The 24,790-nt window shown below is 73.6% G+C and carries 1 protein-coding gene; it reads left to right on the top strand.

Annotation, left to right across the window (positions count from 1 at the left end):
• Positions 1-184: 184 nt before the first annotated feature.
• Positions 185-24,760 (top strand): type I polyketide synthase, encoded by a 24,576-nt coding sequence (locus BLV72_RS10960; RefSeq protein ID WP_208905605.1) that lies wholly within the window; start codon positions 185-187, stop codon positions 24,758-24,760.
• Positions 24,761-24,790: the final 30 nt, after the last annotated feature.

The raw sequence follows: 24,790 nt of genomic DNA, 5'->3' as shown, positions 1-24,790 counted from the left end.
CCACCGGAATTCTCATGCACTCTGGTGAATTAAGCGTGGCCATTGCGCGATGCCCCTCGGATACGGGACCCCAAAGGGATGATAGGGGTCCATAGGGGGTTTGAAGGGGTTTCTAGCCACCCTGCCCTGTGTAAAGCTGACGTACGGTCTTGGTGTTATGTCTGCGAGGGTAATGGGGCGCGCGATGGTGAGTGAGTCCGTGGATTTCACGCCCGAGCACACCGAAATGGGGGGCACGAGCCCCCAGGGAACGTCCCCGTGGCGGGACCGGCTCGCCGGGATTCCCGAGGCCGAGCGCGCCGAGGCCCTCACCGCCTGGGTCGGCGAGATCGTCGAGCAGGCCCTCAAGGACAAGGCGCCGGATGTCCTCGACCCCGAGCGCCCCTTCCTCGACCTGGGCTTCGACTCCCTCGCCACCGTTGATCTGCACGCCCGGCTGACCGCCGCCACCGGACTGCGGCTGCCCGTCACCCTCGCCTTCGACCACCCCACCCCCGCCGACCTCGCCCGCCATGTGCGCGCCGAACTACTGGGGGAGAACGACGGCCCCGACGCGTCCTCGGCCGACGCCACCACGGGCCCGATCGCCGCCGACGAGCCCATCGCCATTGTCGGAATGAGCTGCCGATTCCCCGGTTCGGTCGGCTCTCCCGAAGAACTGTGGGAAATCGTCGCGGGCGGAAAAGACGTCATCTCCGAATTCCCGGTGACCCGGGGCTGGGATCTCGCCGGGCTTTACGACCCCGACCCGGACAAGGCAGGCAGCAGCTATACCCGCGAAGGCGGATTCCTGCACGACGCCGATGAGTTCGATCCGGCGTTCTTCGGCATTTCGCCGCGCGAGGCCCTCGCGATGGACCCGCAGCAGCGGCTGCTGATGGAGACCTCCTGGGAGGTCTTCGAACGCGCCGGTATCGACCCCGCGACCCTCCGGGGCGGCCGGGCCGGTGTGTTCGTCGGCGCCGAGACCCAGGATTACGGCCCCCGGCTGCACGAGGCCGAGCAGGGCTTCGAGGGCTATCTGGTCACCGGCAACGCCGCCAGCGTCGCCTCCGGCCGCATCGCCTACACCTTCGGCTTCGAAGGCCCCACCGTCACCGTCGACACCGCGTGCTCCTCCTCCCTGGTCGCGCTTCACCTGGCCGTCCAGGCGCTGCGCGCGGGCGAGTGCACCATGGCGCTCGCCGGTGGCGCGGCCGTCATGGCCAACCCCGGCTCGTTCATCGCCTTCAGCCGCCAGCGCGGCCTCGCCGCCGACGGACGCTGCAAGCCGTTCGCCGCCGCCGCCGACGGCACCGCCTGGGGCGAGGGTGTCGGCATGCTGCTCGTCGAACGGCTCTCGGACGCCCAGAAGAACGGCCACCGGGTCCTCGCCGTCGTCCGCGGCACCGCCATCAACCAGGACGGCGCCAGCAACGGCCTCACCGCCCCCAGCGGCCCCGCCCAGCAGCGCGTCATCCGCCAGGCCCTCGCCAACGCCGGACTGTCGTCCGGTGAGGTGGACGTCGTGGAGGCCCACGGCACCGGTACGACGCTGGGCGACCCCATCGAGGCCCAGGCGCTGCTCGCCACCTACGGCCAGGAGCGCCCGGCGGACCGGCCGCTGTGGCTGGGCTCGCTCAAGTCCAACATCGGCCACACCCAGTCCGCGGCCGGTGTCGGCGGCATCATCAAGATGGTCATGGCGATGCGCCACGGCGTCCTGCCGCGCACCCTGCACATCGACGAGCCGACCCCGCACGTCGACTGGACCGCCGGTGACATCGAGTTGTTGACCGAGGCGCGGGCATGGCCGGAGAACGACCGCCCGCGCCGCGCGGCCGTCTCCTCGTTCGGCATGAGCGGCACCAACGCCCACGCCATCATCGAGCAGCCCCCGGCCGACGGCGAGGAGCGAAGCGAGGCCGAGGACCCCGATGGCGAGGGCTCCGCGGAACCCGCCGTCCTGCCCTGGACCCTGTCCGCGAAGACCACCGACGCCCTCCGCGGCCAGGCCGAGCGGCTGCACGCGCTGCTGGAGGCCGACCCCGGGCTCGCCCTCACCGACATCGGCCACTCCCTGGCCACCACCCGCGCCACCTTCGAACAGCGCGCCGTGCTCCTCGCCGGTGACCGCGACGGCTTCCTCTCCGCCCTGCGCACCCTCGCCGAGGACGGCGACGGGCCGGCCGTCGTCCGCGGCGCCCCCGTCGCCGGAAAGCTCGCCCTGCTCTTCACCGGACAGGGCAGCCAGCGCCTCGACATGGGCCGCGAGCTCTACGACGCCTACCCCGTCTTCGCCGAAGCCCTCGACGACGCCTGCTGGTACCTCGAGGAACAGCTCGAACACCCGCTGCTCGACGTGCTCTTCGCCGAGGAGGGCAGCCCCGAGGCCGCCCTCCTGGACCGCACCGACTACACCCAGCCCGCCCTGTTCGCCGTCGAGGTCGCGCTCTACCGCCTCGTCGAGTCCTGGGGACTGCGCCCCGAACTGCTCGCCGGACACTCCATCGGCGAACTCGCCGCCGCCCATGTGGCGGGTGTGCTGTCCCTGGAGGACGCCGCCGCGCTGGTGGCCGCGCGCGGCCGACTGATGCAGGAGCTTCCGGCCGGTGGCGCGATGGTCGCGGTGCAGGCATCGGAGGACGAGGTGCTGCCGCTGCTCGCCGGACGCGAGGACCGGATCGGCATCGCCGCCGTCAACGGCCCCCAGTCCGTCGTCGTCTCGGGCGAGGAGGAGGCGGCGCTGGAGATCGCGGCGTCCTTCGAGGAGCGGGGCCGCAAGACCAAGCGGCTCACCGTCAGTCACGCCTTCCACTCCCCGCTGATGGACGGCATGCTCGCCGAATTCCGGCGCGTCGCCCAGGTGCTGGACTACGCACCGCCGCGCATTCCCGTGGTCTCCACCGTCACCGGGCGCGTCGCCACCGCCGAGGAGCTGTGCTCGCCCGAGTACTGGGTGCGCCATGTCCGCGAGGCCGTCCGCTTCCTGGACGGTGTGCGGACGCTGGCCGACAAGGGCGCCACCACCTTCCTGGAGCTCGGCCCCGACGCCGTGCTCACCGCCATGGCCCAGGACTGTCTGCCCGACGCCGACGGCACCGCCTACGCCGCCACGCTGCGCGGCGGGCGCCCCGAGGCCGAAACTCTGACCGCGGCCGTGGCGCTGGCGTACGTCCGGGGCAAGAAGGCCGACTGGGCCGCCCCGTACGCCACCACCGGCGCCCGCGCGATCGACCTGCCCACCTACGCCTTCCAGCGCCAGCGCTACTGGCTCAACGCCCCGGCCCCGGCCCTGGCCGGATCGGCGGAGGCCGCCGCGTCGGGCAGTGCCGTCGATGGACGGTTCTGGGATGTGGTGGAGCGCGGGGATGTGGCCGCGCTGGCGGCGGAGCTGGCGGTGGATCCGGGGGTGTCGCTGGGTGATGTGCTGCCTGCTTTGTCGTCGTGGCGGCGGCAGGAGTCGGTGCGTTCGACGGTGGATGGCTGGCGTTACCGGGTGGCGTGGAAGCCGGTGACGGAGCGGTCTTCGGCTGGGGTGCTGGGTGGCTGCTGGGTGGTCGTGGTGCCTGCCGGTGAGGCGGGGGGCGTGTGGGCCACGGGTGTGGTGCGGATGCTGGCCGGGCGTGGTGTGGATGTGCGCGTGGTCGAGTCGGCGGCGGCGGACCGGGCCGGGATGGCGGATGAGCTGCGTGTGGCGGTGGGCGACGCCTCGGTGACGGGTGTGGTGTCGCTTCTGGCGGTGGGCGAGGGTGCGGGTGAGGCGGGTCTGCTGCGGACGGCTGCGCTGGTGCAGGCGTTGGGTGGTGCGGGTGTGGGTGCGGCGCCGTTGTGGGTGGCGACGCGGGGTGCGGTGTCGGTGGGGCGTTCGGATGGTGTGGTGCGTCCGGGCCAGGCGCTGGTGTGGGGGCTTGGCCGGGTGGCGGCGTTGGAGCTGCCGGAGCGCTGGGGTGGTCTGGTCGATCTGCCGGAGTCGGTGGATGAGCGGGTGCTGGGGCGGCTGGCGGGTGTGCTGGCCGGGTCCGGTGGCGAGGACCAGGTCGCGGTGCGTGGCTCGGGTGTCTTCGGGCGCCGGCTGGTACGGGCGGCGGCGGGGTCGGCCTCCGAGGGTTCGTGGACACCGGGTGCCGGGTCGGTGCTGGTCACGGGCGGTACGGGCGCGCTGGGTGCGAAGCTCGCCCGCTGGCTGGTGGCGAACGGTGCCGAGCATGTGGTGCTCACCAGCCGCCGGGGGCTGGAGGCTCCGGGTGCGGTGGAGCTGCGGGATGAGCTGGCGGCTTCGGGCGCTCGGGTGACCGTTGCCGCGTGTGATGTGGCGGACCGGGACGCGCTCGCGGAGCTGCTGGCCGGGCTGCCCGAGGAGCTTCCGCTGACCGCCGTCGTCCATGCGGCCGGTGTGCTCGACGACGGCGTACTGGACTCGCTCACGCCCGAGCGGTTCGCCTCGGTGCTCCGGGCGAAGGCCGACGCCGCCCGCCATCTGGACGAGCTGACGCGCGACCTGGACCTTTCGGCGTTTGTGCTCTTCTCCTCGATCACCGGGTCGGTGGGCGCCGCCGGACAGGGCAACTACGCTGCGGCGAACGCCTACTTGGACGCGCTGGCCGAGCTGCGGCGCGCCGAGGGCTTGCCCGCCACCTCGATCGCCTGGGGCCCGTGGGCCGACTCCGGCATGGCCGGTGACGACGCCATGGAGCGGCGGATGCGCCGCGAGGGCATGCCGCCGATGGCGCCCGAATCCGCCGTCGCCGCGCTGCGGCAGGCGCTGGACCTCGATGACACCACCGTGACGGTCGCGGACATCGACTGGGAGAACTTCACCCGCACCCTCACCGCCGTACGGCCGAGCCCGCTGATCGCCGAGCTGGCGGCGGCGGAGACCGGGCCGCGCGCCGCGACCGGCGCCGACACCGGGCAGGTCGTCACCGACGCCGACTCCGCCACCCCGCTCGGCGAGCGCCTGCGGGGCCTTCCGAAGGCCGAACAGGACCGTGCGCTGCTGGAGTTGGTGCGGACGCGGGTCGCGTCGGTGCTGGGCCACGGTGGGGCCGAGGCGGTCGAGGCCGGACGTGCCTTCAAGGAGCTGGGCTTCGACTCGCTGGCCGCGATCGAGCTGCGCAACCGGCTGAACGCGGCGACCGGCCTGCGGCTGGCCGCCACGCTCATCTACGACTACCCGAACGCCGGAGCCCTCGCGGACCATCTGCGGACGGAGCTGGTGGGCGCTGACGCCGCTGCGGGTGGCGATGTGGCCGCGCCGGCGGTCGCGGTGGCCGACGATCCGATCGCGATCGTGGCGATGAGCTGCCGTTTCCCGGGTGGGGTGCGCTCGCCCGAGGAACTGTGGGAGCTGCTGACGGCGGGTGGGGACGCGATCGCGGAGTTCCCGTCCGATCGTGGCTGGGACCTGGCGGGGCTGTACGACCCGGACCCGGAGCGTCAGGGGACCTCGTACGCGCGTGAGGGTGGTTTCCTCTACGACGCCGGGGACTTCGACGCCTCGTTCTTCGGCATTTCGCCGCGTGAAGCCCTGGCCATGGACCCGCAGCAGCGGTTGCTGCTGGAGACGTCGTGGGAGGCGTTCGAGCGCGCGGGCATCGACCCGGCCACGTTGCGCGGCAGCCGTACCGGTGTCTTCGCGGGCACCAACGGACAGGACTACGCCGCCCTCGTCTCCACCCCGCCCGAGGGCCTGGAGGGTCATCTGGGCACGGGCAACGCGGCGAGCGTGGTGTCCGGCCGGGTGGCGTACACCTTCGGTCTTGAGGGCCCGGCGGTGACGGTGGACACGGCGTGTTCGTCGTCGCTGGTGGCCCTGCACATGGCGGTTCAGGCGCTGCGCGGCGGCGAGTGCACGATGGCGCTCGCCGGTGGCGTCACGGTGATGTCCACGCCGGAGGCGTTCGTGGACTTCAGCCGTCAGCGTGGGCTGGCGGAGGACGGCCGGATCAAGGCGTTCGCGGCGGGTGCGGACGGCACCGGCTGGGGCGAGGGCGTCGGCATGCTGCTGGTGGAGCGGCTGTCGGACGCGGAGAAGAACGGCCACCCGGTGCTGGCGATCGTGCGAGGCAGCGCGATCAACCAGGACGGTGCGTCGAACGGTCTGACGGCGCCGAACGGTCCGTCGCAGCAGCGTGTCATCCGGCAGGCGCTCGCCGGTGCGGGGCTGTCGGCGGGCGATGTGGACGTGGTCGAGGCGCACGGTACGGGTACGACGCTGGGCGATCCGATCGAGGCGCAGGCGCTGCTGGCCACGTACGGGCAGCAGCGGGACGTGGAGCGGCCGTTGTGGCTCGGCTCCATCAAGTCCAACATCGGTCACACGCAGGCGGCGGCCGGTGTCGCGGGCATCATCAAGATGGTGCTGGCGATGCGGCACGGTGTGTTGCCGCAGACGCTGCACGTGGACGCGCCGTCGCCGCATGTGGACTGGTCGGCGGGTGCGGTTTCGCTGCTGACCGAGCAGGTGGAGTGGCCGGAGACCGACCGCCCGCGCCGCGCGGGCGTGTCGTCCTTCGGGCTCAGCGGCACCAACGCGCACACCATCATCGAGCAGGCCCCGGTCCCGGCCCTTCCGGCTGCGGTCGTGGAGCCGGCGCCGCGTGAACTGCCCGTGCTGCCGTGGCTGCTGTCGGCGAAGGACGGTCAGGCGCTGCACGCCCAGGCCGCACAGCTCGCCACCCATCTCCGCACCCACCCCGAACTGAGCCCGACCGACCTCGCCTTCTCGCTCGCCACCAGCCGCACCGCGCTGGAACAGCGCGCGGCGCTCATCACCACCGACCGCGAGACCTTCCTCGCGGGCCTGGACGCCGTGGCTCGGGGTGAGTCTGCCTCGGGTGTGGTCGAGGGGGCGGTTGCCGAGGGCAAGGTGGCGTTCCTGTTCACGGGGCAGGGCAGTCAGCGGCTGGGGATGGGCCGTGAGTTGTATGACGCCTATCCGGTGTTCGCGGATGCGTTGGATGAGGTGTGTGCGCATCTGGATCTGTATTTGGAGCGGCCGCTGCGGGATGTGTTGTTCGGGGAGGACGCCGAGGCGCTGGATCAGACGGGGTTCACTCAGCCCGCGCTGTTCGCGGTTGAGGTGGCGTTGTTCCGGTTGGTCGAGGCGTGGGGTCTGACGCCGGACTTCCTCTCCGGGCATTCGATCGGTGAGCTGGCCGCCGCGCATGTGGCGGGTGTGCTCTCGCTCGCGGACGCGGCGCAATTGGTGGCGGCTCGTGGCCGTTTGATGCAGGAGCTGCCTGCCGGTGGCGCGATGATCGCCGTCGAGGCGTCGGAGGACGAGGTCACACCGCTGCTCGGCGAGCGTGTCTCGATCGCCGCGCTCAACGGGCCGACATCGGTCGTGATCGCGGGTGACGAGGACGCGGCGCTGGAGATTGCCGCGTCGTTCGAGGCGCAGGGTCGGAAGACGAAGCGGCTGACGGTCAGCCATGCGTTCCACTCGCCGCGTATGGACGGGATGCTGGAGGCGTTCCGCGAGGTCGCCGAGGGCCTGTCGTACGAGGCCCCGCGGATCCCGATCGTCTCCAACCTCACCGGTTCCGTCGTCTCCGCCGAGGAGATCACCAGCGCCGACTTCTGGGTGCGTCATGTCCGCGAGGCCGTCCGCTTCCTCGATGGTGTGCGGACGCTGGAAGCGGAGGGTGTGACGACGTTCGTCGAGCTCGGCCCCGACGGTGTCCTCTCCGCGATGGCGCAGGAGTGTGTGACCGGCGACAAGGCCGCGTTCGCCCCCGCGCTGCGGAAGGGGCGCGCGGAGGCCGAGTCGGTGACCGCCGCCCTCGCCCTGCTGCACGTCCGGGGCCAGTCCCTGGACTGGGGTGGCTACTTCGCGGGCACCGGGGCCCGGCGGGTCGAGCTGCCGACGTACGCCTTCCAGCGCACGCGGTACTGGTGGGAGGAGGCCCCGACGGCGGAGGCTGCCGCGTCGGGCAGTGCCGTCGACGGGCGGTTCTGGGATGTGGTGGAGCGCGGGGATGTGGCCGCGCTGGCGGCGGAGCTGGCGGTGGATCCGGGGGTGTCGCTGGGTGATGTGCTGCCTGCTTTGTCGTCGTGGCGGCGGCAGGAGTCGGTGCGTTCGACGGTGGATGGCTGGCGTTACCGGGTGGCGTGGAAGCCGGTGACGGAGCGGTCGGCGGCCGGGGTGCTGGGTGGCTGCTGGGTGGTCGTGGTGCCTGCCGGTGAGGCGGGGGGCGTGTGGGCCACGGGTGTGGTGCGGATGCTGGCCGGGCGTGGTGTGGATGTGCGCGTGGTCGAGTCGGCGGCGGCGGACCGGGCCGGGATGGCGGATGAGCTGCGTACGGCGGTCGGGGGCGGTTCGGTGGCGGGGGTGTTCTCCCTGCCGGCGGCGGTCGACGATGAGTCGGGATTGGTGCGGACGGCTGCGTTGGTGCAGGCGTTGGGTGATGCGGGTGTGGGCGCGCCGCTGTGGGTGGCGACGCGGGGTGCGGTGTCGGTGGGGCGTTCGGACGGTGTGGTGAGCCCGCACCAGGCCCTGGTGTGGGGGCTTGGCCGGGTGGCGGCGTTGGAGCTGCCGGAGCGGTGGGGCGGTCTGATCGACCTTCCCGAGACGGCCGACGAGCGTGCGCTCGGGCGGCTGGCGGGTGTGCTGGCCGGGGCCGGTGGCGAGGATCAGGTCGCGGTGCGTGGCTCGGGCGTCTTCGGGCGCCGGCTGACGGAGGCTTCCGGCACCCGGACGTCGGACGACGAGGGCTGGCGGCCCTCGGGTTCGGTGCTGGTGACCGGCGGCACGGGTGCGCTGGGTGCGCAGCTGGCCCGCTGGCTGGTGGCGAACGGCGCCGAGCACCTGGTGCTCACCAGCCGCCGGGGGCTCGATGCCCCGGGTGCGGTGGAGCTGCGGAACGAGCTGGCTGCTTCGGGCGCTCAGGTCACCGTTGCCGCCTGCGATGTGGCGGACCGGGACGCGCTCGCGGAGCTGCTGGCGTCCATACCGGCCGAGTTCCCGCTGACCGCCGTCGTGCACGCGGCCGGTGTGCTGGACGACGGCCTTGTGGACACGCTGGACGCCGAGCGCCTGGAGCGCGTGGTGCGCGCCAAGGCCACCTCCGCGCAGAACCTCCATGAGCTGACGCGCGACCTGGACCTTACGGCGTTCGTCCTCTTCTCCTCGTTCGCCGGATCGGTGGGCGCCGCCGGACAGGGCAACTACGCTGCGGCGAACGCCTACTTGGACGCGCTGGCCGAGCTGCGGCGTGCCCAGGGCTTGCCCGCCACCTCGATCGCCTGGGGCCCGTGGGCCGAGGGCGGCATGGCCGCCGACGAGGCGCTGGAGCGGCGGATGCGCCGTGACGGAGTGCCACCCATGGCGCCCGAGTCGGCGCTCACCGCGCTGCGGCAGGCGCTGGACCTCGATGACACCGCCGTGACGGTCGCGGACATCGACTGGGACCGGTTCCTGGCCGAGTTCACCGCCGTACGGCCGAGTGCGCTGTTCGGCGAGGTGCGGGCCGCACGTCCGGCGCCGGCCGCCGAGGGCGCGCCGCGCGTGGCCGCCACCGCCGGGACCGGCACCCTGGCGGAGCGGCTGTCCGGCCTGACGGACAGCGAGCGGGCACAGACGCTGCTGGAGCTGGTGCGGACGCAGGTCGCGTCGGTGCTGGGGCACGGCGGTGCCGAGGCGGTCGAGGCCGGACGCGCCTTCAAGGAGCTGGGCTTCGACTCGCTCACCGCCGTCGAACTCCGCAACCGGCTGAACGCGGCCACCGCCCTTCGACTGCCCGCCACGCTCATCTACGACTACCCGAACGCCACCGCCCTCGCCGACCACCTCCGCACGGAGCTGCTGGGCGCGGACGCCGCGGTGACCGGTGGCGTGGCCGCGCCGACGGTCGCGGTGGCCGACGACCCGATCGCGATCGTGGCGATGAGCTGCCGTTTCCCGGGTGGGGTACGCTCGCCCGAGGAACTGTGGGAGCTGCTGACGGCCGGTGGCGACGCCATCGCGGACTTCCCCTCCGATCGTGGCTGGGATCTGGCGGGGCTGTACGACCCGGACCCGGACCGTCAGGGGACGTCGTACGCACGCGAGGGCGGTTTCCTCTACGACGTCGCCGACTTCGACGCCTCGTTCTTCGGCATTTCGCCGCGTGAAGCCCTGGCCATGGACCCGCAGCAGCGGTTGCTGCTGGAGACGTCGTGGGAGGCGTTCGAGCGCGCGGGCATCGACCCGGGTGCGCTGCGCGGTCAGCAGATCGGTGTCTTCGCCGGGACCAACGGCCAGGACTATCTGTCGCTGCTGATGCAGGCGCCCGAGGGCCTGGAGGGCCATCTGGGCACGGGCAACGCGGCGAGCGTGGTGTCCGGCCGGGTGGCGTACACCTTCGGTCTGGAGGGCCCGGCCGTCACGGTCGACACGGCCTGCTCGTCGTCGCTGGTGGCGCTGCATCTGGCGGTGCAGGCGCTGCGGCAGGGCGAGTGCACGATGGCGCTCGCGGGCGGCGTCACGGTGATGTCCACCCCCGAGAACTTCATCGACTTCAGCCGTCAGCGCGGTCTGGCCGCCGACGGCCGGATCAAGGCGTTCGCGGCCGGGGCCGATGGCACCGGCTGGGGCGAGGGCGCGGGCATGCTGCTCGTGGAGCGGCTGTCGGACGCGCGGCGTAACGGCCACCCGGTTTTGGCGGTGGTGCGGGGCTCCGCCATCAACCAGGACGGTGCGTCGAACGGTCTGACGGCGCCCAATGGCCCGTCCCAGCAGCGGGTCATCCGGCAGGCGCTGACCAGCGCCGGGCTGTCGGCGGGCGATGTGGACGTGGTCGAGGCGCACGGTACGGGTACGACGCTGGGTGACCCGATCGAGGCGCAGGCGCTGCTCGCCACCTACGGGCAGCAGCGGGACGTGGAGCGGCCGTTGTGGCTGGGCTCCATCAAGTCCAACATCGGTCATACGCAGGCGGCGGCCGGTGTCGCGGGCATCATCAAGATGGTGCTGGCGATGCGGCACGGTGTGTTGCCGCAGACGCTGCACGTGGATGCGCCGTCGCCGCATGTGGACTGGTCGGCGGGTGCGGTTTCGCTGCTGACCGAGCAGGTGGAGTGGCCGGAGGTCGGTCGTCCGCGCCGTGCGGGTATCTCCTCGTTCGGCATCAGCGGCACCAACGCGCACACCATCATCGAGCAGGCCCCGGAGCAGGTCCCGGCTCTTCCGGCCGCCCCGGCCGAGATGCCCGAGCGGAACGGTCTCGATGGCCGCGTGCCGTTCGTCCTGTCCGCCAAGAACGCCGAGGCGCTGCGGGAGCAGGCCGCGCGGCTGCACACCCACCTCGCGGCGCGGCCGGAGTCGGCGCCGCTCGACGTCGCCCACGCCCTGGCCGTCGGCCGCGCCGCCCTGGAGCGGCGTGCGGTGCTGACCGTCGGCGACCGGGACGAGCTGCTGCGGTCGCTCGACGCCCTGGCCCAGGGCGAGTCTGCCTCGGGTGTGGTCGAGGGGGCGGTTGCCGAGGGCAAGGTGGCGTTCCTGTTCACGGGGCAGGGCAGTCAGCGGCTGGGGATGGGCCGTGAGTTGTATGACGCCTATCCGGTGTTCGCGGATGCGTTGGATGAGGTGTGTGCGCATCTGGATCTGTATCTGGAGCGGCCGCTGCGGGATGTGCTGTTCGGGGATGACGCCGAGGCGTTGGATCAGACGGGGTTCACTCAGCCTGCGTTGTTCGCGGTCGAGGTGGCGTTGTTCCGGCTGGTGGAGGCGTGGGGGCTGCGGCCCGACTTCCTCTCGGGGCATTCGATCGGTGAGCTGGCGGCCGCGCATGTGGCGGGTGTGCTCTCGCTCGCGGACGCGGCGAAGCTGGTGGCGGCGCGTGGCCGTTTGATGCAGGAGCTGCCTGCCGGTGGTGCGATGGTCGCCGTCCAGGCGCCCGAGGACGAGGTCACACCGCTGCTCACCGAGCGCGTCTCGATCGCCGCGCTCAACGGGCCGACCTCCGTGGTCATCGCGGGCGACGAGGACGAGGCTGTCGCGATTGCCGCCGGCTTCGAGGCACAGGGCCGCAAGACCAAGCGCCTCACCGTCAGCCACGCGTTCCACTCGCCCCGTATGGACGGGATGCTGGAGGTGTTCCGCGAGGTCGCCGAGGGCCTGTCGTACGAGGCCCCGCGGATCCCGATCGTCTCCAACCTCACCGGCGCCATCGTCTCCGCCGAAGAGATCACGACGGCCGACTTCTGGGTGCGCCACGTCCGCGAGGCCGTCCGCTTCCTCGATGGCGTCCGCACCTTGGAAGCCCAGGGTGTGACGACCTTCGTCGAACTCGGCCCCGACGGCGTGCTCTCCGCGATGGCGCAGGAGTGCGTGACCGGCGAGGACACCGCGTTCGCCGCCGTGCTGCGCAAGGACCGCCCGGAGGCCGAGGCGCTGCTCTCGGCCGTCGCGCGGGCGCATGTCCGTGGGGTGACGCCGGACTGGACGGCCGTCTTCGCCGGTGCGGGCGCCGCCGCCGTGGACCCGGCCGAGCTCCCCACTTACGCCTTCCAGCGCCGGCGCTACTGGCCCAGCGCCGCCGCCCTCGCGGCGGGCGACCCCGAGTCGATCGGGCTGGGCGACATCGACCATCCGCTCCTCGGCGCCGCAGTCGCGCTCGCCGACGCCGATGGGCTCCTGCTCACGGGGGTGCTCTCCACTCGTACGCATCCCTGGCTGGCCGACCACGCGGTCATGGGCACCGTGCTGCTGCCCGGTACGGCCTTCGTCGAGCTGGCCGGCGCCGCAGGCGCCCAGGTCGGCTGCGAGCGGCTGGACGAACTGACCCTGGAAGCCCCGCTCGTGCTGCCCGAGCACACCGGGGTGCGGGTGCAGCTCGTGGTGGACGGGCCGGATGAGTCCGGCCGCCGTTCCTTCAGCCTGCATTCGCGTCGGCAGGACGCGCTCGGGACCGAGCCGTGGACGCGCCACGCCACCGGTGTGCTCGCACCCGGTGCCCGGATCGCCGAGTCCGGCGAGGCCGATGAGCTGGCCGTATGGCCGCCGCAGGGTGCGACGCCGATTGCGGTCGAGGGGCTGTACGAGGAGCTGGCCGGGGCGGGGCTCGGCTACGGGCCGGTGTTCCAGGGGCTCAAGGGCGCCTGGCGGCTCGGCGAGAACCTCTACGCCGAGGTGGGCTTCCCCGAGGACGCGCCGCTGACGTCGGGCGCCGAGGCCGGGCGGTTCGGGCTGCACCCGGCCCTGCTGGATGCCGCGCTGCACGTCATCGGCCTCGACAGCGCCGACCGCGAGGCGGCACTGGCCGAGGGCGTGCTGCTGCCGTTCGCGTGGAACGGCGTGCAACTGCACGCGGCCGGGGCCGGTGCGCTCCGGGTGCGGCTGTCCGAGCGGTCGTCGAACGCGGTCTCGCTGCTGGTGGCCGACGGTACGGGCCGTCCGGTGGCCACGGTCGAGTCCGTGGCGCTGCGGGCCGCCTCCGCCGATCAGGTCCGCGCGGCGCGCGGCGGGCTGCACGAGTCGCTGTTCCGGCTGGACTGGACGGCGGTTCCGGCGCCCGCGACCGGCGCGGCCACGGGCGACTGGGCGGTGCTCGACGCCGACGCCAGTCAACTGGCCGCACTGGAGGGCGCGTTCGGGCCCGGGATCCGACTCGCCGGGTACCGCGATCTGTCGGTGCTGCGGGCGGCCGTGGACGCCGGGGCGCCCGCGCCCGACACCGTCCTGCTGGCGGGTGCTGATGTCGGTGAGGGCGCCGACGCGGCGGCCGTGTACGAGGCCACGCAGACCACCCTCGCCCTGCTCCAGGAGTGGCTGGCCGATGAGCGGTTCACCGCCTCGCGTCTGGTGCTGTTGACCCGGGGCGCGGTGGAAACCGAGCCGGGGGCGGGCGTGGCGGATCTGCCGTATGCCGCCGTGCGCGGTCTGTTCCGCTCCGCGCAGTCGGAGAACCCCGGCCGTCTGGTGCTGCTGGACGTGGACGGCGAGGACGGCTCGTACCGTACGGTGCCCGCCGCGCTCGGCGTGGACGAGGCGGAGCTGGCGCTGCGCGCGGGCGTGGCGTTCGCGCCCCGGCTGGCCCGGGTGCCGGTCACCGAGAACACCGCTGACACCCACGCGGATACCGCCACCGCCCCGTCGTACGACCCCAACGGCACCGTACTGATCACCGGCGCCACCGGAACCCTCGGCGGCCTCTTCGCCCGCCACCTCGTCTCCGCCCACGGCGTACGGCGACTCCTGCTGGTCAGCCGCCGTGGCGCCGACGCCGACGGCGCCCAGGAGCTGGCCGCCGACCTCACGGCGGCCGGTGCCACCGTGACCTGGGCGGCCTGCGATGTGGCCGACCGCGACGCGCTCACCGCGACCCTGGCCGCCATCCCGGCCGAGCATCCGCTGACCGCCGTGGTGCACACGGCGGGCGTCCTGGACGACGGCATCCTCGGCTCGCTGACGCCCGAGCGGGTGGCCCGGGTGCTGCGTCCCAAGGTGGACGCGGCGCTCAACCTGCACGAGCTGACCCGCGGCCACGAGCTGTCCGCGTTCGTACTGTTCTCCGGTGCCGCCGCCGTGTTCGGCGCGCCGGGACAGGCGAGCTACGCCGCCGCCAACTCCTTCCTGGAGGCGCTCGCCCAGCACCGCGTGGCCCAGGGGCTCCCGGCCACCGCGCTGGCCTGGGGCCTGTGGGGCGGTGCGGGCATGGGCAGCGGTCTCGACGAGGTCGACCTGCGGCGCATCGCGCGTGGCGGGGTCGCCCCGATCGCCGCCGACGAGGGGCTCGCGCTCTTCGACGCGGCCCGCGCCGACGGCGGCGCCGTGCTGTTCCCGATGCGGCTCGACTACGCGGGTCTGCGCACCGAGGCCACGGCGACCGGCACCGTCCCGGCGCTGTTCCGCGGCCTGGTGCGGGCCCCGGCCCGGCGGGCCACCACCGCGGCCGCCACCGCCGACGGCTCCTCGCTCGCCCAGCGGCTGGCCGGGCTCGCCCGGCCCGAACAGGACCGTGAGCTGCTGGAGTTGGTGTGCGGACGGGTCGCCGCGGTGCTCGGTTACGCGGGCCCGGAGGCGGTCGAGGCCGGGCGGGCGTTCAAGGAGTTGGGCTTCGACTCGCTCACCGCCGTCGAACTCCGCAACGACCTCAAGACCGTCACCGGGCTGCGGCTCCCGGCCACGCTCGTCTTCGACTACCCGACCCCCGCCGCCCTGGCCGGTCATCTGCGCGAAGAGCTGCTGGGCGCCGAGGAGACCACGGCGCCACTCGTCCCCGTACGGACGGGCGCGGCTCCGGCGGTCGACGACGATCCGATCGTCATCGTCGGCATGAGCTGCCGCTACCCCGGCGGGGTGCGCACCCCGGAGGAGCTGTGGGAGCTCGTCGCCACCGGTGGCGACGGCATCTCCGGCTTCCCCGTGGACCGTGGCTGGGACCTCGACGGTCTGTACCACCCGGACCCCGACCACGCGGGCACCTCCTACACGCGCGAGGGCGGCTTCCTGCACGACGCGGCCGACTTCGACCCGGACTTCTTCGGGATCTCGCCGCGTGAGGCGCTCGCGATGGATCCGCAGCAGCGGTTGCTGCTGGAGACGTCGTGGGAGGCGTTCGAGCGCGCGGGCATCGACCCGGCGACCGTGCGGGGCAGCAAGACCGGTGTGTTCGCGGGCGTCATGTACCACGACTACGTGACCGGGCTCGACGGCATCCCCGACGGTGTCGAGGGCTACATCGGCACCGGCAACGCGGGCTCCATCGCATCGGGCCGGGTGGCCTACACCTTCGGTCTTGAGGGCCCGGCGGTCACGGTCGACACGGCGTGTTCGTCGTCGCTGGTGGCGCTGCACTGGGCGATCCAGGCGCTGCGCGCGGGCGAGTGCACCATGGCGCTGGCCGGTGGTGTGGCGGTCATGGCCACCCCCGAGACGTTCATCGACTTCAGCCGTCAGCGCGGCCTGGCCACGGACGGCCGGTGCAAGTCCTTCGCGGCGTCGGCGGACGGCACGGGCTGGGGCGAGGGCGCGGGCATGCTGCTCGTGGAGCGGCTCTCGGACGCGCGGCGTAACGGCCACCCGGTGCTTGCGGTGGTGCGGGGCTCCGCGATCAACCAGGACGGTGCGTCGAACGGTCTGACGGCGCCCAACGGCCCGTCCCAGCAGCGCGTCATCCGGCAGGCGCTGGCCGCCGCCGGGCTGTCGGCGGGCGATGTGGACGTGGTCGAGGCGCACGGTACGGGGACGACGCTGGGTGACCCGATCGAGGCGCAGGCGCTGCTCGCCACGTATGGGCAGGAGCGGGACGTGGAGCGGCCGTTGTGGCTGGGCTCCATCAAGTCCAACATCGGTCATACGCAGGCGGCGGCCGGTGTCGCGGGCATCATCAAGATGGTGCTGGCGATGCGGCACGGTGTGTTGCCGCAGACGCTCCACGTGGACGCGCCCTCGACCAACGTCGACTGGGATGACGGCGCGGTCTCGCTGCTCACCGAGCGGAGGGAGTGGCCGGAGACCGGCCGTCCGCGCCGCGCCGGTGTCTCGTCGTTCGGCATCAGCGGCACCAACGCGCACACCATCATCGAGCAGCCGCCGGCCGCCGAGGACCACGAGGACGGCGCGGCGCGGCCCGCCGCCGTACCGCCGGTGCTGCCGTGGCCGCTGTCGGCCGTGGGCCGGGACGCGCTGCGCGACCAGGCCCGCCACCTGCGCGACCGGCTGCGTTCCGCCGACTCCGTTGGCGAGGACGTGGACCTGGCCGCCATCGGCTACACCCTGGCCGCCGGGCGCACCACCTTCGAGGACCGCGCGGTGCTGGTGGCCGACGGCCGCGAGGGTTTCCTGCGCGCCCTGGAGGCGCTGGCCTCCGGCGAACCGGCCACGGGCCTGGTGCAGGGCTCGCCGGTGGCCGGGAAGCTGGCCTTCCTGTTCACGGGGCAGGGCAGCCAGCGGCTGGGGATGGGGCGTGAGCTGTACGACGCCTATCCGGTGTTCGCGCAGGCGCTGGACGAGGTGTGTGCTCACCTGGACGCGCATCTGGAACGACCGCTGCGGGATGTGCTGTTCGGGGACGACACCACGACTCTGGACCGGACCGGTTTCACTCAGCCCGCGCTGTTCGCGGTCGAGGTGGCGCTGTTCCGTCTCGTTGAGACGTGGGGGCTGCGGCCCGACTTCCTCTCCGGGCATTCGATCGGTGAGCTGGCGGCCGCGCATGTGGCGGGTGTGCTCTCGCTCGCGGACGCGGCGAAGCTGGTGGCGGCGCGGGGCCGTCTGATGCAGGAGCTGCCTGCCGGTGGTGCGATGGTCGCGGTGCAGGCGTCGGAGGACGAGGTCACGCCGCTGCTCACCGAGCGTGTCTCGATCGCCGCGCTCAACGGGCCGACCTCCGTGGTCATCGCGGGTGATGAGGACGCGGCTGTCTCGATCGCGGCGACCTTCGAGGCACAGGGCCGCAAGACCAAGCGGCTCACCGTCAGCCACGCCTTCCACTCGCCGCGTATGGACGGGATGCTGGACGCGTTCCGCGAGGTCGCGGAGGGGCTGACCTACGAGGCCCCGCGGATCCCGATCGTCTCCAACCTGACCGGGAACGTCGTCTCCACCGAGGAGATCACCAGCCCCGACTTCTGGGTGCGCCACGTGCGCGAGGCCGTCCGCTTCTTCGACGGCGTCCGCACCCTCGAAGCCCAGGGCGTCACCACCTACCTCGAACTCGGCCCCGACGGCGTCCTGTCCGCCATGGGCCAGGACTGCCTCGCCGAGGGCGACGCGGCGGCGGCCTTCGTCGCCACCCTGCGCGGTGGCCGTTCCGAGGCCGAGACCGTCACCTCCGCCCTCGCGGCGCTGCAGGTGCGGGGCGTGGCCCTGGACTGGGAGGCGTTCTACGCCGGAACCGGTGCGCGGCGCGTGGAGTTGCCGACGTACGCCTTCCAGCGACGGCGCTACTGGCTGGACGTGCGGACCTCCGCCGCCACCCCCGACGCCACCGCTCAGGACGCGGTCGACGCCCGCTTCTGGGAGGCCGTCGAGCGCGCGGACCTGGCCTCGCTCGCCGAGACCCTGAACCTCGGCACCGAGGACAACGGCGCGCTGGAGGCCCTGCTGCCCTCGCTGTCGTCGTGGCGGCGGCAGCAGTCGGAGCGTTCGACGGTGGACGGCTGGCGCTACCGGGTGGCGTGGAAGCCGGTCACCGACCGCTCCGCCGCGTCCCCGAGCGGCCGTTGGCTCGTGGTGGTACCGGCCGAGGCGGCCAAGGACGCCTGGGTCGCGGGTGCCGTACGGATGCTGAACGAGCGCGGTGCCGACGTACGCCGCATCGAGCTGACCGCCGCCGACGACGACCGCGCCGCGGTGGTCGAACGGCTGGCCGGAGTCATCGGCGACGAGCCGGTAACCGGTGGCGTGCTGTCCCTGCTGGGCCTCGCGGACTGTCCGGCCCTCGCGGACGGTCCGGCTTCCGCGGACGGTCCGGCTTCCGCCGACGGCGACGCGCTGCTGCGGACGGCCGCGCTCACGCAGGCCCTGGGCGACGCGGGTATCGGCGCGCCGCTGTGGGTGGCCACACGGGGCGCGGTGGCCGTGGGCCGCTCGGACGGTGCGGTCAGCCCGGAGGGGGCGCGACTGTGGGGTCTGGGCCGGGTGGCGGCGCTGGAGCTGCCCGAGCGCTGGGGCGGTCTGGTCGACCTCCCGGAGAGCGCCGATGAGCGTGCGCTGGGGCGGCTGGCCGAGGTGCTGGCCGGTGTCGGTGGCGAGGACCAGGTCGCGGTGCGGGCGTCGGGCGTGTTCGGACGCCGGCTCGTACGCGCCACCGTCTCCTCGGGCGACACATGGACGCCGGGCGCGGGTACGACCCTGGTCACCGGCGGTACGGGCGCGCTGGGCGGGCAGGTGGCCCGCTGGCTGGTCGCGGGCGGAGCCGAGCACGTGGTGCTCACCAGCCGCCGTGGCCTGGACGCCCCCGGCGCCGTAGAGCTGCGCGACGAACTCGCCGCCTCCGGCGCCCGGGTGACCGTCGCCGCATGCGATGTGGCCGACCGGGACGCGCTCGCGCGGCTCCTCGCCGATCTTCCCGCCGAGCTGCCGCTGACCGCCGTGGTGCACACGGCGGGGGTGCTGGACGACGGCGTACTGGACTCGCTCACCCCCGAGCGCTTCACCTCCGTCCTGCGTGCCAAGGCGGCCGCCGCGGCCCATCTCGACGAGCTGACGCGCGACCGGGAGCTGTCGGCCTTCGTGCTGTTCTCCTCGATCAGTGGCACGTTCGGCGCCGCGGGCCAGGGCAACTACGCCGCCGCCAACGCCTATCTGGACGCGCTGGCCGAGCGGCGGCGCGCCCAGGGTCTGCCCGCCACCTCGATCGCCTGGGGCCCGTGGGCCGAGGGCGGTATGGCCACGGGCGGGGCGCTGGAGCAGCGTCTGCGCCGGGGCGGACTGCCGCCGATGGACGGCGAGTTGGCGATCGGCGCGCTCCAGCGGGCGCTCGACCTCGATGACACCGTGGTCACCGTCGCGGACATCGACTGGGACCGGTTCGCACCGGACTTCACCGCCGCCCGGCCCAGCCGCCTGCTCACGGAGCTCCCGGAGACCCGCGCGGTGGAGGACACCGCCACCGAGACCGCGGCCGACGGCTCCTCGCTCGCCGCCCGGCTGGCCGGGCTGGGCGAGGCGGAGCGGGACCGGCTGCTGCTGGACCTGGTCCGTACGCAGGTGGCCGCGGTGCTCGGACACGACGGCTCGGAGTCCATCGCCGCCGACCGGGCCTTCGGTGAGCTGGGCTTCGACTCGTTGACCGCCGTCGAGCTGCGCAACCGGCTCGGTGCCGCCAGCGGTGTCCAGCTCCCCGCGACCCTGGTCTTCGACTACCCAACGGCCGCCGCCCTCGCGGACTATCTGCGCGGCGAGCTCATCGGGACGGACACCACCGCCGCCGGGGCGTTGCAGCCTGCGGCCGTGACGGCGGCGGCCGATGACGACCCGATCGCGATCGTGGCGATGAGCTGCCGCTTCCCGGGCGGGGTCCGCACCCCCGAGGAGCTGTGGCAGCTGCTCACCGCGGGCGGGGACGCGATCGCCGAGTTCCCGGCCGACCGCGGCTGGGACCTGGACGCGCTCTACGACCCGGACCCCGACCGGCGGGGCACCTTCTACGCACGCGAGGGCGGTTTCCTCTACGACGCGGGCCACTTCGACGCCCCGTTCTTCGGGATCTCGCCCCGTGAGGCCCTGGCCATGGACCCGCAGCAGCGGCTGCTGCTGGAGACCTCGTGGGAGGCGTTCGAGCGCGCGGGCATCGACCCGGCGACGCTGCGCGGCACCTCCGCCGGTGTCTTCGTCGGCTCCAACGGACAGGACTACGACGCCTCGCTGCACACCGTCCCCGAGGAGGTCGAGGGCTACCTGGGCACGGGCAACGCGGCCAGCGTGGTCTCCGGACGGCTCGCGTACACCTTCGGTCTTGAGGGCCCGGCGGTCACCGTCGACACGGCGTGCTCGTCGTCGCTGGTGGCGCTGCACTGGGCGATCCAGGCGCTGCGCCAGGGCGAGTGCTCGCTCGCGCTCGCGGGCGGTGTGACGGTCATGTCCAGCCCCGGTGCGTACATCGAGTTCAGCCGCCAGCGCGGGCTGGCTCCGGACGGCCGCTGCAAGGCGTTCGCGGCCGGTGCGGACGGCACCGGCTGGGGCGAGGGCGTCGGCATGCTGCTCGTGGAGCGGCTGTCGGACGCGCGCAAGAACGGCCACCCGGTGCTGGCCATCGTGCGCGGAAGCGCCATCAACCAGGACGGCGCGTCCAACGGTCTGACCGCGCCCAACGGCCCCGCCCAGCAGCGCGTCATCCGCCAGGCGCTGGCCGGTGCGGGCCTGTCCCCCGCCGAGGTGGACGCGGTCGAGGCCCATGGCACCGGCACCCGGCTCGGCGACCCGATCGAGGCGCAGGCGCTGCTGGCCACCTACGGCCAGGAGCGGGACGCGGACCGGCCGCTGTGGCTGGGCGCCATCAAGTCCAACATCGGCCACACCCAGGCCGCCGCCGGTGTCGCGGGCATCATCAAGATGGTGCTGGCCATGCGCCACGGTGTGCTGCCGCGCACCCTGCACGTGGACGATCCGTCGCCGCATGTGGACTGGTCGGCGGGCGCGGTGTCGCTGCTCACCGAGCAGGTGGAGTGGCCGGAGACCGGCCGTCCGCGCCGCGCGGGCGTCTCCTCGTTCGGCTTCAGCGGCACCAACGCCCATACGGTTCTGGAGCAGGCCCCGGTCCACGACGAGCCGGTCGAGAGCACACCGCGGCGCCCCCTCGTACGGCCCGATGCGGTGGCCTGGCCGCTGTCGGCCAAGGGCGAGGACGCGCTGCGGGCCCAGGCCGAGCGGCTGCGCGCCCACGTCGAAGCCGACACCGGGCTCGGCGCGGTGGATGTGGCGTACTCCCTGGCCACCACCAGGTCCGCCCTGGAGCACCGCGCGGTGGTCCTCGGCCCGGATCGGGACCGGCTGCTCGCGGGTCTCACCGCCCTGGCGCGCGGCGAGTCCGCCGCGCAGCTGATCCGGGGCCTGCCCGCCGAAGGCCGCACGGCCGTGCTCTTCACCGGACAGGGCAGCCAGCGGCTCGGCATGGGCCGTGAGCTGTACGAGGCCAGCCCGGTCTTCGCGGAGGCGCTGGACGCGGTCTGCGCCGAGCTGGACCGGCACCTCGAACGACCGCTGTACGACGTGCTGTTCGGGGACGACAAGGAGGCGCTGGACCGGACCGGTTTCACCCAGCCCGCGCTGTTCGCGATCGAGGTGGCGCTGTTCCGGCTGGCCGAGGCCGCCGGGCTGCGGCCGGACGTCCTGGCCGGGCACTCCATCGGGGAACTGGCCGCGGCGCAGGTGGCCGGGGTGCTGTCGCTGGAGGACGCCGCCACGCTGGTGGCCGCGCGCGGCCGGCTGATGCAGCAACTGCCCGCCCGTGGCGCGATGATCGCGCTGCAGGCGGCGGAGGACGAGGTCGAACCGCTGCTGACCGAGCGCGTCGGCATCGCCGCGCTCAACGGGCCTACCTCGGTGGTCATCGCGGGCGACGAGGACGCGGCGCTGGAGATCGCGGCGTCGTTCGAGGAGCGGGGGCGCAAGACCAAGCGGCTCAACGTGAGCCACGCGTTCCACTCCCCGCTGATGGACGGCATGCTCGCCGACTTCCGCAAGGTCGCCGAGGGGCTGACGTACCGCGCGCCGCGCATCCCGATCGTCTCCACGGTCACCGGGCAGCCGGTCGCCGACGAGCTGGGCATGGCCGCGGACTACTGGGTGCGCCATGTCCGCCACGCCGTCCGCTTCCTCGACGGTGTCCGCACCTTGGAGGCCCAGGGCGTCACCACCTACGTCGAACTCGGCCCGGACGGGGTGCTGTCCGCCATGGCGCAGGAGTGCGTCACCGCCGGAGGCGACGGCGCCGAAGAGGTGGCCTTCGTGCCCGTGCTGCGCGCCGGGCGCCCCGAGACGGAGACGCTGACCGGCGCCCTCGCCACGCTGCATGTGCGGGGCGCGGCCGTGGACTGGGAGGCGCTGTTCGCCGGGACCGGCGCCCACCGCGTCGAACTGCCCACCTACGCCTTCCAGCGACGGCGCTACTGGCTCGACGGCACCCCGCGCCACACGTCCGGCGCGGCGGCCACGGCCGTCGACGTCGACACGGCCGGCGCCCGGTTCTGGGAGGCCGTCGAGAGCGACGACCTCGCCTCGCTGTCGGACACCGTGGGCATCGACGTGGACCAGCCGCTCAGCGCGCTGCTCCCGGCGCTGTCCGCGTGGCGGCGGCGCGAACGCGAGCAGTCCGCGCTCGACGGCTGGCGCTACCGCGTCACCTGGAAGCCGCTGGAGGAGCCGCGGCTCGCCGCCGCCCCCGGGGTCTGGCTGGTCGCCGAACCGGCCGGGGCCGCGGGCCACGCCGAGACCGTGCGGCGCGTCGTGGCCGCGCTGGCCGACCGGGGCGCCGACATCCGGCGCGTCAACATCACCCCGGCCGACGGCGGTGACCTCGACCGGGACGCGCTGGCCGACCGGATCCGCAAGGCGGCGGCCGACGAGCCCGTGCACGGGGTGCTGTCCCTGCTCGCGCTGGACGAGCGCCCGCACCCCGACCACCCCGCCGTGGCCACCGGGCTGCTGCGCACCGGAGTGCTGGTGCAGGCGCTCGGGGACGCGGGCCTGGACGCCCCGCTGTGGTGCGCCACCACCGGCGCCGTCTCCACCGCCGCCTCGGAACCGGTCGGCAGCGCCGCACAGGCGCAGCTCTGGGGCCTGGGCCGGGTGGTCGCACTGGAGCACCCGGAGCGCTGGGGCGGTCTGATCGACCTGCCCGCGACGCTCGACGAACGGGCCGCCGACCGTCTGGCCGGTGTGCTCGGCGGACACGGCGACCACCACGAGGACCAGCTCGCGATCCGTACGGCCGGAATCCTGGCCCGCCGCCTCGCCCACGCCGAGTCCACCCCGGCCACCGGCGCGCCCTGGCGGCCGCGTGGCACGGTCCTGGTCACCGGCGGCACTGGCGCGCTGGGCGCCCATGTGGCCCGCTGGCTGGCGGAGAACGGCGCCGAGCATCTGGTGCTCACCAGCCGCCGGGGCCCCGACGCCCCCGGCGCCGACGTACTCGCGGCCGAACTGATCGCGAAGGGCGCCGAGGTGACCGTCGCCGCCTGCGACGTCAGCGACCGGGAGGCGGTCGCCGGGCTGCTGGCCCGGATTCGCGACGAACACCCGGTCCACCCGCTCACCGCCGTCGTACACGCGGCGGGCGCCGGGCAGTTCGCACCGCTCGCGCAGACCACCCCGGCCGAGGTCGCCGATGTGGTGGCCGCCAAGGTCGCGGGCGCGGCCCATCTGGACGCCCTGCTCGGCGACACCGAGCTGGACGCCTTCGTGCTGTTCTCCTCGATCGCCGCGGTGTGGGGCAGTGGCGGCCAGGGTGCCTACGCGGCCGGAAACGCCTTCCTCGACGCACTCGCCGAACAGCGCCGGGCCCGCGGTCTCACCGCCACCTCCGTGGCCTGGGGCCCGTGGGCGGACGGCGGACTGGTCACCGACGACGAGGCGGCCGAGCACCTGCGCCGCCGCGGCCTGCCGGTGATGGCCCCGCACTCCGCCATCGCCGCCCTCCAGCAGGCGCTGGACCGGAACGAGACCGCCGTGACGGTGGCCGATGTCGACTGGGACCGCTTCGCCCCCACCTTCACGGCGGCCCGCCCCCGCCCGCTCATCGCCGATCTGCCCGAGGTCCGCGCCGCCCTGGCACCGGACCCGGCGGAGGGCGCGGACGGCGGCAAGGCCGAGGCATCGGCGGAGTCCCTGCGGCAGCGGCTGGCCGGGCTCACCGGGTCCGAGGCCGACAAGGTCCTGCTCGACCTGGTCCGTACGGAGGTCGCCGCCGTCCTCGGACACGACGACACCACGGCCGTCCAGGCGGGCCGGGCCTTCAAGGAGCTGGGCTTCGACTCCCTCACCGCCGTCGAACTCCGCAACCGGCTGAACGCGGCCACCGGGCTCCAGCTCACCGCCACCCTGGTCTTCGACCACCCGACGCCCGGCGCGCTCGCCGATGTGCTGCGCGCCGACCTGCTCGGCGAGGACACCACACCCGAACTCCCGGCCCTCGCCGAAATCGACAAGCTGGAATTCACCCTTTCCCACGTCTCCGACGACGCGACGGAACGCGAACGGGTCACGGCCCGACTCGAAGCGCTGCTGCGGACATGGAACGAGACCGAGAGCGCGGCGGGCGCCGACGGCGGCGAGGACGATGAACTCGCCCTCGACGCCGCCTCCGCCGAAGACATCTTCGACATCATCAACAATGAATTCGGAAGGTCCTGACGTGATGACCGCCCTCAATTCAACTGACCT

This window comes from Streptomyces melanosporofaciens (genome assembly GCF_900105695.1).
Classification (GTDB): Bacteria; Actinomycetota; Actinomycetes; order Streptomycetales; family Streptomycetaceae; genus Streptomyces; species Streptomyces antimycoticus.
Note: the sequence above shows the minus strand (reverse complement) of the source record. Positions and strands in the feature narration are given on the sequence as shown.